We start from the raw sequence: 16,095 nt of genomic DNA, 5'->3' as shown, positions 1-16,095 counted from the left end.
TATGCGATTTCGCTACGTTGTTTACAGCCAGGATGTGACCCATGAGCACGTTGCCGTCCGTCATCAGTCGATTCGTTGATTATTACGCCACGCTGGATACCCAGCCACCTTCGGCTCTGGCAAAGATTTATCGCGCCGATGCCACGCTTATCGATCCCTTTGGCGAACACAGCGGGTTGTTCGCGATTCAGCGCTATTTCACTCACCTGCTGGCTAACGTCCAGCGGTGCCGCTTTACCGTCGATGCACCCTTGCAGCAGGGTGATCGCTTTGTTGTTACCTGGATGATGCACTGGTCGCACCCGCGTATTGCTCGGGGGGCAATGCGCCAGTTGCCGGGCTGCTCTGTGGTAGACATGCGCGACGATCGCATAGTTCGCCAGCGGGATTACTACGATGCCGGAGAGATGATTTACGAACATCTTCCGGTGCTCGGCTGGGCCGTACGCGGCGTGAAGCGGAGAGTGAAATCATGAAAACGGTTCTGATCACCGGCGCAAGCTCGGGCATAGGGGCCGGGCTGGCGAAATCTTTTGCCGAAGATGGCTACCGGGTGATTGCCTGCGGGCGCGATGCGCAACGTCTGGCAGCCGTGCATCAGCACAGCCCCAACATTACGGTGCGCCTGTTCGATATGACAGACAGGGACGCCTGTCGCCAGGCGCTGGCGGACTGTGCTGCCGACACGGTGATTCTTTGCGCCGGAACCTGCGAGTATCTCGATCGCGGCGAGGTGGATGCCGCGTTGGTGGCGCGGGTCATGACCACCAATTTCATGGGGCCGGTAAACTGCCTTGCGGCGTTGCAGCCGCAGCTGATATCCGGCAACCGCGTGGTGCTGGTCAGTTCAATGGCGCACTGGCTTCACTTCCCGCGAGCCGAAGCCTATGGCGCCTCTAAAGCGGCGTTAACCTGGTTTGCTGAGACGCTGCGCCTCGACTGGGAGCCGAAAGGGATCGCCGTCACGGTCGTTTCACCTGGTTTTGTCGACACGCCGCTGACCCGAAAAAATGATTTCCCGATGCCGGGCCGGGTCAGCGTGGAGGACGCCGTCCATGCCATTCGTCGCGGTCTGGCAAAAGGGAAGGATCATATCGCGTTTCCCGCCGGGTTTAGCCTGGCGCTGCGCCTGCTCTCCGGTCTGCCCGATATACTTCAGCGCGCACTGCTGCGCAGGATGGTGCGACCATGAAGATCGCGATTATCGGCAGCGGTATCGCCGGGTTAACCTGTGCCTGGCGGCTCGCCGGACATCATCAGGTCACGCTGTTTGAAGCGCAGGCCACGCCGGGCGGTCATACCGCAACGGTGGATGTCGATACGCCGCAGGGCAACTTTGCCATCGACACCGGTTTTATTGTCTACAACGACCACACCTATCCGCGCTTCATGGGGCTGCTGAGCGAACTGGGCATCAGCGGGCAAAAAACGCAGATGAGTTTTTCGGTGCATAACCCGCAGAGCGGGCTGGAGTACAACGGCCACACGCTGACGTCGCTGTTCGCCCAGCGTCGTAATCTGTTAAACCCTGCCTTCTGGACGCTGCTGAAGGAGATCGTGCGCTTTAACCGGCTGGCGAAACAGACGCTCCGGGGTGACGTCAGCGAGTCCGCCACGCTGGAGACGTTCCTGCACCAGCACCGCTTCACGCCTTTTTTTGCCCGTCACTACATTCTGCCAATGGGGGCGGCAATCTGGTCATCTTCGCTACAGGAGATGAAACGCTTCCCGCTGCCGCTCTTTTTACGCTTTTTTGAAAACCACGGTCTGCTGGACATTAACCATCGTCCGCAGTGGTACGTGGTGCCGGGCGGCTCCCGGGAGTACATCCGCGCGATGATGGACAAGCTTGGCAATCGCCTGACGCTGCACCTCAATGCGCCGGTGCAGCAGGTTATTCGCCACGATCGCGGGGTTGATATAACGCGTGAGGGCGTAACAGACAACTTTGATCAGGTGATCTTCGCCTGCCACTCCGCTCAGGCGCTGGCGATGCTCGCCAGCCCAACGCAGGCTGAACGTGAGGTGCTGGGTGATATCGGCTGGCAGCGTAACGAGGTGGTGCTTCACAGCGATCCGCGCTGGCTGCCGGTGCGCAAGCGCGCGTGGGCGAGCTGGAACTACCGCCTCAGCGAGCAGGATCGGGCCAGCGCCTGCGTCACCTACAACATGAATATCTTGCAGGGACTGCCGCCGGGTAGCCCGCTGTTTTGCGTCACCCTCAACCCGGAAACGCCGGTGGAAGAACGCTATGTGCTGCGCCGCTTTGTCTATGAGCATCCGCTTTTTAACCCGCAAAGCTGGCAAGCCCAGGCCCGACGCGGAGAAATAAACGGTCGCCAGCGGAGCTGGTTCTGCGGCGCGTACTGGTACAACGGCTTCCACGAAGATGGGGTACGCAGTGCGCTGGATGTGGTAAACGCCATTGCGGCCGGGGAGGGCAACTGAGATGAACAGCTGCCTTTACCACGGCACATTGCGCCATCGCCGTCTTTCGCCAAAAGCGCACCACTTTACCTACAGCGTCTTTATGGCCTGGCTCGATCTCGATGAGCTGGACGCGCTGCCCTCCGTCGGTGTGCGCCGTAACCGCGTTGCGCCCGCGGCATTTTATGATGCGGACTACCCGCTGGGCACGCCGCTCAAAGAGCGCGTCCTTGAGCGTCTGGAAAATCTGACCGGCGAACGCCCGGCGGGGCGGGTCATGCTTCTAACCCAACTGCGTTATTTCGGCTTTCATTTTAACCCAGTCAATTTTTACTACTGCTATGACGGGGAAGACACCCTGCGCTGGGTTCTCGCCGAAGTCCGCAACACGCCGTGGAATGAACGACACTACTACGCGGTAGCGGGGCGGGACGCCCCACCGACGGAAAAAGCGTTTCACGTCTCGCCCTTTAATCCGATGGACATGGTCTACCACTGGCGCTTCAACAGTCCGGCCAGCACGCTGCGCATGCATATCGAAAACCATCAGGAGACGAAGGTGTTTGACGCCACTCTGACGCTGCGCCGGGAGCCGCTGACGCGCGCAGCGCTGCGGTCGCTGCTGGCGCGGATCCCGTTGATGACCCTCAAAACCGTTCTCGCTATTTACTGGCAGGCGCTCAGGCTGTGGCTGAAGCGCGTGCCGCTGCATAACCATCCCCTAAGCAGGAGTGAACGCTCATGACCGATCCCGTCTTTGCGCTTGAACCCGATATCCCGCGCAACGTCCGCGTCGCGCGATGGCTGCTTTTTCGCCTGCTGAACGGGCTGCGCGGCGGCTCGCTGACGCTGCGTGAAGGCGCGCAGACATTCCAGTTCGGCGACGCCTCCACCGCGCTTCACGCTGAGGTGCAGGTACTCGCTCCGGGCGTCTACTGGCGCATTCTAACCGGGGGCAGCCTCGCCGCGGCACAAGCGTGGATAGATGGCGACTGGGAGACGGCCCACCTGACGCCGCTGCTGGAGCTGATAGCGCGCAATAGCCAGATCCTCGGGCAACTGGAAAAAGGGTTCCGCCTGCTCGGGAAACCGGTAGAGCGGCTACGGCACTGGATGCGGCGCAACTCCCGCGCGCAGGCACGGGAAAATATTGCCGCCCATTACGATTTGGGCAACGCCTTTTACGCCCATTTCCTTGATGAACAACTCCTTTACTCCAGCGCGCTGTTTACCGGGGAAGAGCAGGATCTGGCAGCGGCTCAGCAGGCAAAAATGGCCAGGCTGTGCGACCAACTGGCGCTCACCGCAAACGATCATCTGCTGGAGATTGGTACCGGCTGGGGGGCGATGGCGGAATATGCCGCCCGTCATTATGGCTGCCGGGTAACAACTACCACGCTATCGCAGGAGCAGTACCAGTGGGCCACCGCGCGGATCGCGCGGGCAGGTTTACAGGATCGCGTTGAGGTGCTGCTCTGCGACTACCGCGATCTGACCGGAGTGTACGATAAGCTGGTGTCGGTTGAGATGATTGAAGCCGTCGGCCAACGCTACCTGCCAACGTTTTTCCGCACCTGCCAGGCGCGTCTGCGTCCGGGCGGGCGGATGGCGATTCAGGCCATCACCATTCAGGATCAGCGCTATCGCGACTACAGCAAAAGCGTCGATTTTATTCAGCGCTACATCTTCCCCGGCGGCTTTTTGCCCAGCATCACCGCCATGAATGAACTGATGACCCGCCATACCGATTTTGTCGTGCGTAACCTCTTCGATATGGGGCCGGACTACGCCCGCACGCTGGCGCACTGGCGTCAGCGCTTCGTTCACGCCTGGCAGGAGATTGAAAAGCTCGGATTTGATGACCGTTTCCGTAGGATGTGGCTGTACTACCTCGGCTACTGTGAAGCCGGGTTTAACGCCCGCACCATCAGCGTGGTGCAACTGACTGCGGAACGCGTATGAAGCGCTACGGGCAGGTCTTTCTGCTGGCCATCGGGTTTGATCTCTACTGGACGCTGGTGGTGCTGTTTCGCGAGCAGGGGCTGGTCATCTGGATCGCGCTGGCGCTGATTGCCTGGCTGTTGTTACCGCCATCACACCGGGTATACGCCCTTGTGCTGGCGGCGTCGGGCGCGATGCTGGACGCCCTTTGGGCGCTGACGGGGTTGATTTCATTCACTGGCACGTCTCTGATGCCGCTATGGATGGTGGCGCTGTGGCTGATGTTTGCCACCGTCTGGACGCAACTGACCCGCACGACCACCTTGCCGGGCTGGCTGCTGACGGCGCTGGCGACCCTGGGCGGGCCGCTGGCCTACCTGTTTGGCGAGCGTCTGGGGGCCATCACGTTCCTGGAGCCGACTTTTATCGTCGTCAGCTGGATGATCCCGGGCTGGCTGGTGCTGATGCTGTTTTTCCACCTGCTGATGGGGAGACAACAATGAGACATCTGTTACTCGCGCTCGCGCTAACCGTTATGGCCTGTAACGCGCAGGCGACTGACTGGCTGAGCTGGCGCAAGGTAGGCGATGCCACCCTCACCTGGGGGCCGTTTACCGTTTATACCTCTCAGCTGCTGACGCCCGACGGCAGCTATACAGGAACAGACAGCGATAACGCGCTGATTATCACTTATGCCCGCGACATCGATGGCGACGACCTGGTCGAGGCGACCCGTGACCAGTGGCAGGCGCAGGGCATTTTGCAGCAGGAGCCGCAGAGTGAAGCCTGGCTGCGGATGCTAAAAGCGCTCTGGCCCGACGTCACGCCCGGCACGCAGCTCGCGTTTGTGGTTAATAACGGTCAGGGGCAATTCTGGTATCGCCCCACGGCTTTGCAGAAAAAATTTACGCCCCTCGGGCCGCGCCAGTCGGCAGCGTTTAGCTCGCGCTTTCTGGCGATCTGGCTCGATCCCCGCACCGCGTATCCTGAACTGCGTCAGCAGTTAATCGGAGGACCACAATGAAACGATTCCTGTTAATGGCGCTTACACTGACAATGCTGGTGGCCGGGTGCAGCACAGAAGTGACCGAGTATCGTCAGCAACAGCCACGGCTTGATATTTTCCACTACTTCCAGGGCAAAACCGAGGCGTGGGGGATGGTGCAGGACCGCAGCGGTAAGCAGATCCGCCGTTTTCACGTCGAGATCGCCGGAGATGTTATCGGCGATACGCTGACGCTGAACGAGCATTTTGTCTATGACGATGGCGAAAAGCAGCAGCGCGTCTGGCATATCCGCCGCATTGGCCACGATCGTTACGAAGGCACGGCGGGTGACATAGAAGGTGTCGCGACCGGTCAGGTTTCGGGCAACGCCCTTAACTGGCGCTACAGCATGAACGTGAAGGCGGACGGTAAAACCTGGCTGCTGCACTTTGATGACTGGATGTATTTGCAGGACAGCACCCGTCTGTTCAATAAAACCGAGATGAAGAAATTTGGCGTCACCGTCGCCACGGTGACGCTGTTCTTTACCCGCAAAGAGGGCGGTTAATCCTCTTCGGGCTGAGGTTTACTGCTTGAGTAGATGAAGAAGAGCGCGATACTCAGGCAGACGACGGCCCCGAAACGGCTCGCTGAAAACGGAATGGCTTCATTGTTCAGCCAGCCAAAGTTATCAATCAGCATGCTCATGGTCAGCTGACCCAGGATCACCGCTACCGTGGCAACGGCGGTGCCGATACGCTGCACCGCGAGCACCATAATCACTATATAGGGCACGCCGCACAGGGCGCCCAGAAGCTGCCACTTGGGCACATCCATCAGGCTGACCGCCTGTTTCGGCTCAAAAAAGAAAATGAGCAGGGCGGTTACCAGCGCGCCGACGGAAAAGGTCAGAAACGCGCTTTTGAATACCCCCACGCTGCTGCCTAATTGCCCGTTAATGGCAGCCTGAATGCTCAGCGTCGCGCCGCCAATCACCGCCAGAATAATCATAATCACTGTCATAACGTTACCCCTGCGCCACGAGAATGAGCGCGGCGATGATAAATCCCAGCGCAATAATGCGTTTTGTATCGATCCTGCGGTGCGGCGTACCCAGCAGGCCATAGTGGTCAATAATCAGGCTTTTAAAGACCTGGCCTGCCAGAATGCCGATCATCGTCATGGCAATGCCGATCGCAGGCGTGGCAATGGTGAGAATGATGACGTAAACCGGGCCGAGCACGCCGCCCAACAGATGCCATGAAGGCTGCGCAAAAAATGAGGGACTGTTGCGCGGGCTGAAAAACAGCATCAGCAGAAACGTCAGCCCCGTTCCCACGCTGAATATGCTGAACGCCGCCCACAGGTCGCCCAGCGGCCCCAGCAGCCCGGCTTCCACGGACAGCCCCATGCCACCGGCAATCACCAGTAAAATTAAAATAATGTGCATAACGCTTTTTCTCCTTTTTCCAGGCGGAGAAGATTACGTCTGAACATCATTGAGAAAAATGCCATAATACAGGAAACACCTGTGCAGGAAATGCATTAATGATGGATGCCGGACATATCAGCATTCGCGCGCTGCTGATCTTCATCGACGTTTATGAAACGCAGAATTTCTCCGTGGTGGCGAGGCGGGAAGGGATTTCTGCGTCGCAGGTCTCACGCGTGATCCACCAGCTTGAGGACGCCCTCGGGCAACAGCTTTTCTACCGCAACACGCGGGCGATTATGCCCACAGAGAGCGGGCATCTTTTTGTGCGCTATGCCCGGGCGATGGCCGGGAATATGGAGGACGCGCGACGCGAGCTGGATGAACGCGCCCGCGAGCCGTCGGGCACGCTGCGTATCAATGGCCCGGTCTTTTTCGGACAGAGGCACATCGCGCCGGGCCTGCCGGGGCTTCTGGCGCGTTACCCTCGTCTTTCCATCGAACTGACCCTCACCGACGATTTTATCGATCCGCACCGTGACGCCGCGGACGTTATCTTTCGCATCGGTGCGCTGACGGACTCCTCGTTTCACGCCCGGGTGTTCGGTCAGCAGTTCTACCATCTGGCGGCCTCGCCGGACTATCTGCAAAAACATGGCGCACCCGAGGGGCCGGACGATCTCAGCCGTCACCACTGTCTGGTTTACCGCGGCTCGTCCGGGCCTAACCGCTGGCTAATCCTGCAGCCGGGCGAGGCGTGGGTTCACTATCCCATCGTACCGCTGATGACTTCCAATAACGCGGAAACGCTCCTGATTGCGGCGCTGGGCGGCATGGGCGTTGTGCTATTCCCGGACTGGATGGTGAGCGAACGGCTCAAAAGCGGTGAGCTGGTGGCACTGCTGCCGGAAATGGAGTGTTCTATTAATACGGAGCCACTGACGATTGCGGCGATTTACCCGAACGCGCGTCATCCGCCCCTGAACGTCAGGGCGGTGATTGACTACTATATAGAGCGGTTCGGTACGCCACTGTACTGGCAAACCTGAAGGTTAGCGGGCAAGCTCGCGACGGATAATGTCAGCCCCGGCGCTTAATGCCTTCAGCTTACCGTTGGCGACCTGGCGGGAAAGGGGAGCCATGCCGCAGTTGGTGGACGGATAGAGCTTGGCTGCATCCACAAACTGCAACGCCTTGCGTAGCGTATCGGCAACCTCTTCCGGCGTTTCGATGATCTGGGTGGCAACATCAATTGCCCCGACCATCACTTTTTTACCGCGGATCAGCTCCAGCAGATCCATCGGCACGCGCGAGTTGTGGCACTCCAGCGAGATGATATCGATCTTTGAGGTCTGCAACTTAGGAAACGCCTCTTCATACTGGCGCCACTCGGAGCCGAGCGTTTTTTTCCAGTCCGTATTGGCTTTGATGCCGTACCCGTAGCAGATATGGACTGCGGTTTCGCATTTCAGCCCTTCAATGGCGCGCTCCAGCGCGGCGATGCCCCAGTCATTCACTTCGTCGAAAAAGACGTTAAAAGCAGGTTCGTCGAACTGAATAATGTCAACGCCGGCCGCTTCCAGCTCGCGGGCTTCCTGATTGAGAATTTTAGCGAACTCCCAGGCCAGCTTTTCGCGGCTTTTATAGTGAGCATCGTATAGCGTGTCGATCATGGTCATCGGGCCGGGCAGCGCCCACTTGATCGGCTTATCCGTCAGCTGGCGAAGGTATTTCGCATCGTCTACAAACACCGGTTTCTGGCGCGCCACCGCGTCTACCACGGTCGGCACGCTCGCATCGTAACGGTTACGGATGCGCACCGTCTGACGATTTTCAAAATCCACGCCGCTGAGATGTTCAATAAAGGTGGTGACGAAATGCTGGCGGGTTTGTTCCCCGTCGCTGACGATATCAATCCCGGCGCGAATCTGTTCATCCAGAGACAAACGCAGCGCATCCTGTTTCCCTGCCAGTAATTCCTCGTCCTGGAGTTTCCACGGCGACCAGAGCGTTTCCGGCTGCGCAAGCCAGGTGGGTTTCGGCAGGCTGCCAGCCGTCGATGTCGGGAGCAATGTTTTCATAAGAAGAACCTTTTATTCGTATTAAATTAAAGCGTGAAGTGATGAGACCACTGCTCAAGAAGGGTTTTATAGGGTTTGATGAACCGCTCTTCGGTATATTTACCCTGTTCAATGGCCAGCCGGCTGCGCTCTTCACGGTCATAAACGATTTTTGTTAATGAGTGATCCTGCTGATTCAGGTCGGGCTGATAGCACTGTCCCGCAGCGGAATTGGCATTGTAAATTTCTGGTCGATAGATCTTCTGGAACGTCTCCATGGTGCTGATGGTGCCGATCAGTTCCAGATTGGTGTAATCACGCAGTAAATCGCCGGTGAAGAAGAAGGCAAATGGCGCGACGCTGTTTTCCGGCATGAAATAGCGAACCTTGAGGGCCATCTTCGCGAAGTACTGTTCCGTTAGCGACTCGCCGTCCGGCTGGTACTCATACCCCAGCACCGGGTGGTGGTTACCGGTACGACGATAGGTGTCTTTGCTGGAGACGCTCAGGCAGATCACCGGCGCTTTTTTAAAGTTCGCCTGATATTCCGCAGAATGAATGAAGCTTTTAAAGAGATTGCCGTGCAGCTCGCCAAAATTCTCGGGGAGGGTAAAACGGGGCTGATCTTTATTATGCTCCAGCAGCAGGACGCTGAAATCATAGTCACGAACATAGGATGAGAAGTTATTCCCGACGATGCCTTCGATGCGCTCGTGGGTCTTTTTATCCACGATCGTCGTTCGCAGAATTTCGATGGCCGGGAAAGTAAAATCGCCGCCGATATTCATATCGACTGAAATAATCTCCAGCTCGACGGCATAGCGGTCGGCTTTCGGGTTATCCCAGCTCGCCAGCGCGTTAAAGCGGTTGTTGATCATCACCAGCGTATTGCGCAGGTTCTCCTGACGCTTCTCGCCACGCGCCAGGTTGGCGAAGTTGGTGGTGGTGCGCGTGTTTTCTGACGGGTTATAATTTTCATCAAAGCAACTGCGCTTAAGGGTAAATGTGAAAGCCTGACTCATTTGGTTATGCATCCTAAGTTCATGTTGCCTAAACGTTATCAATGCATAATTTATGCCTGAGCCACTGGCGCAGGGGAAGTGACTTAATTTCACTGCGTCATGAGGGTTCTTCATGAACTGCGCGATTCAGGTATAATCCCCCGACATTTCCAACCGGTTTAAACGATCATGACAAAACTCACCCTACAAGAGCAGATGCTGAAAGCGGGCTTAGTCAGCAGTAAAAAGATGGCGAAGGTTCAGCGCACGGCGAAAAAATCCCGCGTCCAGGCTCGCGAGGCGAGAGAGGCTGTTGAAGAGAACAAGAAAGCCCAGCTGGAGCGTGATAAGCAGCTGAGCGAACAGCAAAAACAGGCGGTGCTGGCAAAAGAGTTCAGGGCGCAGGTGAAGCAGCTGATTGAGATGAACCGCATCACCGTGGCGAAGGGCAACATTACCTTTAACTTTACCGATGGCAGCCTGATCAAAAAAATCGACGTCGATAAGCAGACGCAAACCCAGCTGATCAACGGTCGTCTGGCGATTGCCCGACTGGTGATTAACGCGAATGGCGACTGTGATTACGCGATTATCCCGGCGGTTGTGGCGGATAAAATTGCCCAGCGCGATGCGGACAGCATTGTGCTAAACAGCGCGCTGAGTCAGGAAGAGCAGGACGAAGACGATCCGTACGCAGACTTCAAAATCCCTGACGATTTAATGTGGTAAACCTCGTTCAGAATGGCGCGGCGTGACGGGCATTCATGGTCTCGCCGCTCAGCGGATGCATAAAACTCAGAACGCTTGCATGCAGCATCAGCCGGGGCGTTTCTTCCGCCCCCGGCCATTCCAGACCCCCATACAGATCGCACCCCAAAATAGGGTGGCCTAACTGCTGGCAGTGAATGCGCAGCTGGTGGGTGCGCCCGGTCTCCGGGGTAAGCTCAACCCGCGTCAACGGCATTGTCGTATCCTGGTAAATACGTTCCATCACCCGATAGCGGGAGCGAGCGGGCTTACCGGTGCGCGCACAGATCGTCATCAGCGGAAACAGCGCCGGATCTTTGGCAATCGGGGCATCCACGGTCCCTTCGTCCTGTTCCACATGTCCGCACAACAGGGCGGTGTAAACCTTGGTCACGGCGCGCTGGCTGAACTGGTGGCAAAGCTCGGCGTTAATCGCTTTGTTACGTGCAATCACGATCAGGCCCGAAGTGCCAAAATCAAGACGATGCACCAGCGTGCAGCCGGGAAAGGTTTGCACCAGACGGTGGTGGACGGAATCACGGTTTTGCGGATTTGTCCCGGACAGGCTGAGCAGCCCTGAGGGTTTGTTGATCAGCAGCAGATGCTCGTCCTGCCAGAGGATCTCAATGTCGTCGTGACAGGGTGGTGCAATAAACGTATCGATAATGACAGACATCAGGCCGCCGGGCTGGAGAGTGGGTGCGGATGATAACGAAATACGGGGGAAAGAGAAACCCTCCCACCGGGCGGTGAGAGGGGGAAAATTTAGGCTGCGACCAGGCTGTCGATAGCGGCTTTCGCGTCGGTCTGCGCTTTGGTGGCCACTTCCGGGCCGTAAGCGATACCTTCAGCGAACACGAAGTTCACGTCGGTAATGCCGATGAAGCCCAGGAACAACGTCATGTACGGTGCGACCAGATCGGTAGGGGTATCTTTGTGAATACCGCCGCGGCTGGTCAGTACAACCGCACGCTTGCCTTTCACCAGACCTTCCGGGCCGTTCTCGGTGTAACGGAAGGTTACGCCAGCGCGCGCCACCAGGTCGAAGTAGTTCTTCAGCTGCGTAGGAATGTTGAAGTTATACATTGGGGCGTTGATCACGATAACGTCGTGGGCCTGCAACTCAGCAATCAGCTCGTCGGAGAGCGCCAGGGCTTCCTGCTGACGTGGGGTGAGAGGCGCATCGCTCGGACGCAGCGCACCAACCAGCTCGCCGTCCAGCACAGGAATCGGGTTTGCCGCCAGGTCACGCACGGTGATTTCATCCGCGCTGTGCTGTTCACGCCACTGTTCAACGAAATAGTCTGCCAGCTGACCAGACTGTGAATACCCTGCCAGAATACTGGATTTCAACACTAATACTTTGCTCATGGGAATTTCCTGTTTTGTATTTGATTGAGGGGGTTGCCCCGTTGCTTGTTGACACTTTATTCACAATCCTGCCACAGGGATAGCGCAATATATCGAAGCCTATGTTCGAATTTTTTGAATAAGGCGCGAAAAGCACTGATGTGGTACTCTATAGCAATCATTAAAAAGAGATTTTATCCGGCAGTGCACTGCCCGTTAACGCTATGACAGAACAACAGAAATTATCCTTCCCGGTGCTGATGCAACAGCTTGATTCGCTGATGCTGCGCGATAAACAGCGGTTTGCGCGCCGTCTGCACGGCGTTAAGAAGGTTAAAAATCCTGATGCACAACAGGCCATTTACCAGGAGATGGCCAAAGAGATTGAACAGGCGGCAGGGAAAGTTGTGCTGCGTGAAGCCGCACGCCCGGAGATTACCTATCCGGAAAACCTGCCCGTCAGCCAGAAAAAACAGGACATTCTTGAGGCCGTGCGCGACCACCAGGTGGTGATCGTCGCGGGGGAAACCGGTTCAGGTAAAACCACTCAGCTGCCGAAGATCTGCATGGAATTAGGCCGCGGGGTGAAAGGGTTGATCGGTCACACCCAGCCGCGTCGTCTGGCGGCGCGCACCGTGGCGAACCGTATTGCCGACGAGCTGCAAACGGAGCCGGGCGGCTGCATTGGCTACAAGGTGCGATTCAGCGACCACGTCAGCGATAACACCATGGTTAAGCTGATGACCGACGGTATCCTGCTGGCGGAAATCCAGCAGGATCGTCTGCTGATGCAGTACGACACCATCATCATCGATGAAGCGCACGAGCGCAGCCTGAACATCGACTTCCTGCTCGGCTACCTGAAAGAGCTGCTGCCCCGGCGTCCGGATCTGAAAATCATCATCACCTCCGCGACCATCGACCCGGAGCGCTTCTCAAAACATTTCAACAATGCGCCGATCATTGAAGTCTCAGGCCGAACCTATCCGGTTGAAGTGCGCTATCGCCCGATTGTTGAAGAGGCGGACGATACCGAGCGCGACCAGCTTCAGGCCATCTTCGATGCCGTCGACGAGCTGGGCACCGAGAGTTCTGGCGACATTCTGATCTTCATGAGCGGCGAGCGTGAGATCCGCGATACCGCCGATGCGCTCAGCAAGCGCGATCTGCGCCATACCGAGATCCTGCCGCTGTACGCGCGCCTGTCCAACAGCGAGCAGAACCGCGTGTTCCAGCCGCACAGCGGGCGCCGCATCGTGCTGGCGACCAACGTGGCCGAAACCTCGCTGACCGTACCGGGCATTAAATACGTGATCGACCCGGGTACGGCGCGCATCAGCCGCTACAGCTACCGAACCAAAGTTCAGCGTCTGCCGATCGAGCCGGTTTCGCAGGCGTCAGCTAATCAGCGTAAGGGCCGCTGCGGCCGCGTGTCGGAAGGGATCTGTATTCGTCTCTATTCGGAAGATGATTTCCTGTCGCGCCCGGAGTTTACCGATCCGGAGATCCTGCGAACCAACCTGGCATCCGTTATCCTGCAAATGACCGCGCTGGGGCTGGGCGATATCGCCGCCTTCCCGTTTGTGGAAGCGCCGGATAAGCGCAATATTCAGGACGGGGTGCGGCTGCTGGAAGAGCTGGGTGCCATTACCACCGACGAGCAGGCGACGGCCTACAAGCTAACGCCGTTGGGCCGCCAGCTTAGCCAACTGCCGGTCGACCCGCGTCTGGCGCGCATGGTGCTGGAGGCGCAAAAACACGGCTGCGTGCGCGAGGCGATGATCATCACCTCGGCGCTCTCCATTCAGGATCCGCGCGAGCGTCCGATGGACAAACAGCAGGCGTCGGATGAAAAACACCGTCGCTTCCACGATAAAGAGTCCGATTTCCTCGCATTCGTCAACCTGTGGAACTACCTCGGCGAGCAGCAAAAAGCGCTCTCTTCGAATCAGTTCCGCCGTCAGTGCCGGGTGGATTTCCTCAACTACCTGCGCGTGCGCGAATGGCAGGATATCTACACCCAACTACGCCAGGTGGTGAAAGAGCTGGGCATCCCGGTGAACAGTGAACCGGCGGAGTACCGCGAAATTCATATTGCCCTGTTGACCGGCCTGCTGTCCCATATCGGGATGAAGGATGCGGATAAACAGGAATTTACCGGCGCACGCAACGCGCGTTTCTCCATCTTCCCGGGCTCCGGTTTGTTCAAGAAGCCGCCGAAGTGGACCATGGTCGCCGAGCTGGTGGAAACCAGCCGTCTGTGGGGGCGTATCGCCGCGCGTATCGATCCAGAGTGGGTTGAGCCGGTGGCGCAGCACCTGCTGAAACGCTCGTACAGTGATCCGCACTGGGAGCGCGGGCAGGGCGCGGTGATGGCGACGGAAAAAGTCACCGTTTACGGCCTGCCGGTGGTTGCAGCGCGTAAGGTTAACTACAGCCAGATTGACCCGGCGCTGAGTCGCGAGCTGTTTATCCGCCATGCGCTGGTGGAAGGCGACTGGCAGACGCGCCATGCGTTCTTCCGCGAAAACCTCAAGCTGCGCGCCGAGGTGGAAGAGCTTGAACACAAGTCCCGCCGCCGCGACATTCTGGTGGACGACGAGACGCTGTTTGAGTTTTACGACCAGCGCATCAGCCACGATGTGATCTCGGCGCGCCATTTCGACAGCTGGTGGAAGAAAGCCAGCAAAGAGACCCCGGACCTGCTCAACTTTGAAAAGAGCATGCTGATCAAAGAGGGCGCGGAGTCGGTCAGCAAGCTCGACTACCCGAATTTCTGGCATCAGGGCAACCTGAAGCTGCGTCTGACCTATCAGTTTGAGCCGGGCGCGGATGCCGATGGCGTGACGGTGCACATTCCGCTGCCGCTGTTAAACCAGGTGGATGAGAGCGGGTTTGAGTGGCAAATTCCCGGCCTGCGCCGCGAGCTTGTCATTGCATTAATCAAATCCCTGCCTAAACCAGTGCGGCGCAACTTTGTACCGGCGCCGAACTACGCCGAAGCGTTTTTAGGCCGCGTCACGCCGCTGGAACTGCCGCTGCTGGACGCACTGGAGCGTGAGTTCCGACGCATGACCGGGACCACCATTGACCGCGACGACTGGAACTGGGATCAGGTGCCCGATCACCTGAAAATCACATTCCGCGTAGTGGACGATAAAAACAAAAAGCTGCTCGAAGGCCGTTCTCTGACGGAGCTGAAAGAAGCGCTGAAAGGTAAAGTCCAGGAGACGCTCTCTGCGGTGGCCGATGACGGTATTGAGCAGAGCGGGCTGCACATCTGGAGCTTTGGTCAGCTTCCGGAAAGCTATGAGCAGAAGCGCGGGAACTACAAGGTGAAAGCCTGGCCCGCGCTGGTAGATGAGCGCGACAGCGTGGCGATTAAGCTCTTTGACAATCCGCAGGAGCAACAGCAGATGATGTGGCGCGGGCTGCGTCGCCTGCTGCTGCTTAACATCCCGTCGCCGATTAAGTATCTGCACGAGAAGCTGCCGAACAAAGCCAAGCTGGGGCTCTACTTTAACCCGTACGGTAAGGTGCTGGATCTGATCGACGACTGCATCTCCTGCGGTGTGGACAAACTGATCCACGAGGCGGGCGGTCCGGTCTGGACGGAAGAGGGCTTTGCTCAGCTTCATGAAAAGGTGCGCGCGGAGCTGAACGACACCGTGGTGGAGATTGCCAAACAGGTCGAGCAGATCCTCACCGCCGTGTTCAATATCAACAAGCGCCTGAAGGGGCGGGTTGATATGACCATGGCCCTGGGTCTGTCGGACGTGAAGGCGCAGATGGCGGGGCTGGTGTATCGCGGCTTTGTCACCGGCAACGGCTTTAAGCGTCTGGGTGATACGCTGCGTTATTTGCAGGCGATTGAGAAGCGTCTGGAGAAAATGGCGGTCGATCCGCATCGCGATCGAGCGCAGATGCTGAAAGTCGAAAACGTGCAGCAGGCGTGGCAGCAGTGGCTCAACAAACTGCCGCCAGCGCGTCGCGATGACGACGACGTGCGGGAGATCCGCTGGATGATCGAGGAGCTGCGCGTCAGCTTCTTCGCTCAGCAGTTGGGTACGCCGTATCCCATTTCGGATAAGCGTATCTTGCAGGCGATGGAGCAGATCTCCGGCTAAAACCATTGCCCGGTGGCGCTGCGC

17 protein-coding genes are annotated in these 16,095 nt (G+C 57.8%); 11 read left to right on the top strand and 6 right to left on the bottom strand.

Annotated elements, in window-relative coordinates:
* Positions 1-41: 41 nt before the first annotated feature.
* Genes IPZ49_RS20630 through IPZ49_RS20595 form a run of 8 tightly spaced genes read left to right on the top strand, consistent with a single transcriptional unit; the run spans position 42 to position 5,922 of the window.
* The gene (locus tag IPZ49_RS20630) at positions 42-476 is read left to right on the top strand and encodes a nuclear transport factor 2 family protein (RefSeq protein ID WP_022648036.1); all 435 of its coding nucleotides are present in this window, start codon (positions 42-44) and stop codon (positions 474-476) included.
* A complete protein-coding gene (locus IPZ49_RS20625; protein WP_063145951.1) occupies positions 473-1,192 on the top strand; it encodes an SDR family NAD(P)-dependent oxidoreductase in 720 nt (239 codons plus the stop codon). Before IPZ49_RS20630 ends, IPZ49_RS20625 begins: the two co-directional genes overlap by 4 nt.
* A complete protein-coding gene (locus tag IPZ49_RS20620; protein WP_063145950.1) occupies positions 1,189-2,448 on the top strand; it encodes an NAD(P)/FAD-dependent oxidoreductase in 1,260 nt (419 codons plus the stop codon). Before IPZ49_RS20625 ends, IPZ49_RS20620 begins: the two co-directional genes overlap by 4 nt.
* Before the next feature lies 1 nt (position 2,449).
* Complete coding sequence (locus tag IPZ49_RS20615) at positions 2,450-3,172, top strand: DUF1365 domain-containing protein (protein WP_063145949.1); 723 nt, start codon at positions 2,450-2,452, stop codon at positions 3,170-3,172.
* Complete coding sequence (locus tag IPZ49_RS20610) at positions 3,169-4,389, top strand: cyclopropane-fatty-acyl-phospholipid synthase family protein (protein WP_063145948.1); 1,221 nt, start codon at positions 3,169-3,171, stop codon at positions 4,387-4,389. The genes IPZ49_RS20615 and IPZ49_RS20610 overlap by 4 nt, the downstream gene beginning before the upstream one ends.
* Positions 4,386-4,871, top strand: a complete 486-nt coding sequence (locus IPZ49_RS20605; protein WP_023300043.1) for a DUF2878 domain-containing protein — start codon at positions 4,386-4,388, stop codon at positions 4,869-4,871. Before IPZ49_RS20610 ends, IPZ49_RS20605 begins: the two co-directional genes overlap by 4 nt.
* Positions 4,868-5,392 (top strand): hypothetical protein, encoded by a 525-nt coding sequence (locus IPZ49_RS20600; RefSeq protein ID WP_038416014.1) that lies wholly within the window; start codon positions 4,868-4,870, stop codon positions 5,390-5,392. The genes IPZ49_RS20605 and IPZ49_RS20600 overlap by 4 nt, the downstream gene beginning before the upstream one ends.
* Positions 5,389-5,922: a DUF3833 domain-containing protein gene (locus IPZ49_RS20595; RefSeq protein ID WP_046621638.1), complete on the top strand. Its 534-nt coding sequence runs from the start codon at positions 5,389-5,391 to the stop codon at positions 5,920-5,922. Before IPZ49_RS20600 ends, IPZ49_RS20595 begins: the two co-directional genes overlap by 4 nt.
* On the opposite strand, the gene IPZ49_RS20590 is transcribed toward IPZ49_RS20595, so the two are convergent.
* Together IPZ49_RS20590 and IPZ49_RS20585 are read right to left on the bottom strand one after the other, a co-directional pair.
* Positions 5,919-6,377 carry a DMT family transporter gene (locus IPZ49_RS20590; RefSeq protein ID WP_063145945.1) on the bottom strand — a complete coding sequence of 153 codons (459 nt, stop codon included), beginning with the start codon at positions 6,375-6,377 and terminating at the stop codon, positions 5,919-5,921. The two genes, IPZ49_RS20595 and IPZ49_RS20590, sit on opposite strands and share 4 nt — an antisense overlap.
* Before the next feature lie 4 nt (positions 6,378-6,381).
* A complete protein-coding gene (locus tag IPZ49_RS20585; protein ID WP_063145944.1) occupies positions 6,382-6,804 on the bottom strand; it encodes a DMT family transporter in 423 nt (140 codons plus the stop codon).
* Positions 6,805-6,902: 98 nt separating this feature from the next.
* Between IPZ49_RS20585 and IPZ49_RS20580 the strand changes: the two genes are divergently transcribed.
* Positions 6,903-7,835 carry a LysR family transcriptional regulator gene (locus IPZ49_RS20580; RefSeq protein WP_063145943.1) on the top strand — a complete coding sequence of 311 codons (933 nt, stop codon included), beginning with the start codon at positions 6,903-6,905 and terminating at the stop codon, positions 7,833-7,835.
* Between the two features lie 3 nt (positions 7,836-7,838).
* Here the strand turns inward: IPZ49_RS20580 and IPZ49_RS20575 are convergent, their stop codons facing one another.
* Positions 7,839-8,867, bottom strand: a complete 1,029-nt coding sequence (locus tag IPZ49_RS20575) for a methionine synthase (protein ID WP_063145942.1) — start codon at positions 8,865-8,867, stop codon at positions 7,839-7,841.
* 26 nt (positions 8,868-8,893) lie between these two features.
* Positions 8,894-9,868 (bottom strand): DUF1852 domain-containing protein, encoded by a 975-nt coding sequence (locus tag IPZ49_RS20570; protein WP_063146205.1) that lies wholly within the window; start codon positions 9,866-9,868, stop codon positions 8,894-8,896.
* Between the two features lie 168 nt (positions 9,869-10,036).
* Between IPZ49_RS20570 and IPZ49_RS20565 the strand changes: the two genes are divergently transcribed.
* On the top strand, positions 10,037-10,576 hold the full coding sequence (locus tag IPZ49_RS20565; RefSeq protein WP_022648048.1) for a DUF2058 domain-containing protein: 540 nt from the start codon (positions 10,037-10,039) through the stop codon (positions 10,574-10,576).
* Between the two features lie 7 nt (positions 10,577-10,583).
* Here IPZ49_RS20565 and IPZ49_RS20560 read toward each other — a convergent pair whose 3' ends face one another.
* Both IPZ49_RS20560 and azoR read right to left on the bottom strand, forming a co-directional pair.
* The gene (locus tag IPZ49_RS20560; RefSeq protein ID WP_063145941.1) at positions 10,584-11,270 is read right to left on the bottom strand and encodes an RluA family pseudouridine synthase; all 687 of its coding nucleotides are present in this window, start codon (positions 11,268-11,270) and stop codon (positions 10,584-10,586) included.
* 89 nt (positions 11,271-11,359) lie between these two features.
* A complete protein-coding gene (gene azoR / locus IPZ49_RS20555) occupies positions 11,360-11,965 on the bottom strand; it encodes an FMN-dependent NADH-azoreductase (protein WP_063145940.1) in 606 nt (201 codons plus the stop codon).
* A gap of 203 nt (positions 11,966-12,168) precedes the next feature.
* Between azoR and hrpA the strand changes: the two genes are divergently transcribed.
* Positions 12,169-16,071: an ATP-dependent RNA helicase HrpA gene (hrpA, locus tag IPZ49_RS20550; RefSeq protein ID WP_063145939.1), complete on the top strand. Its 3,903-nt coding sequence runs from the start codon at positions 12,169-12,171 to the stop codon at positions 16,069-16,071.
* Positions 16,072-16,095: the final 24 nt, after the last annotated feature.

Origin of the sequence: Enterobacter cloacae complex sp. S2 (assembly GCF_015159675.1) — a bacterium.
Classification (GTDB): domain Bacteria; phylum Pseudomonadota; class Gammaproteobacteria; order Enterobacterales; family Enterobacteriaceae; genus Enterobacter; species Enterobacter intestinihominis.
The sequence above is the reverse complement of the archived record's forward strand: the minus strand, read 5'-3'. Positions and strand labels throughout refer to the sequence as shown.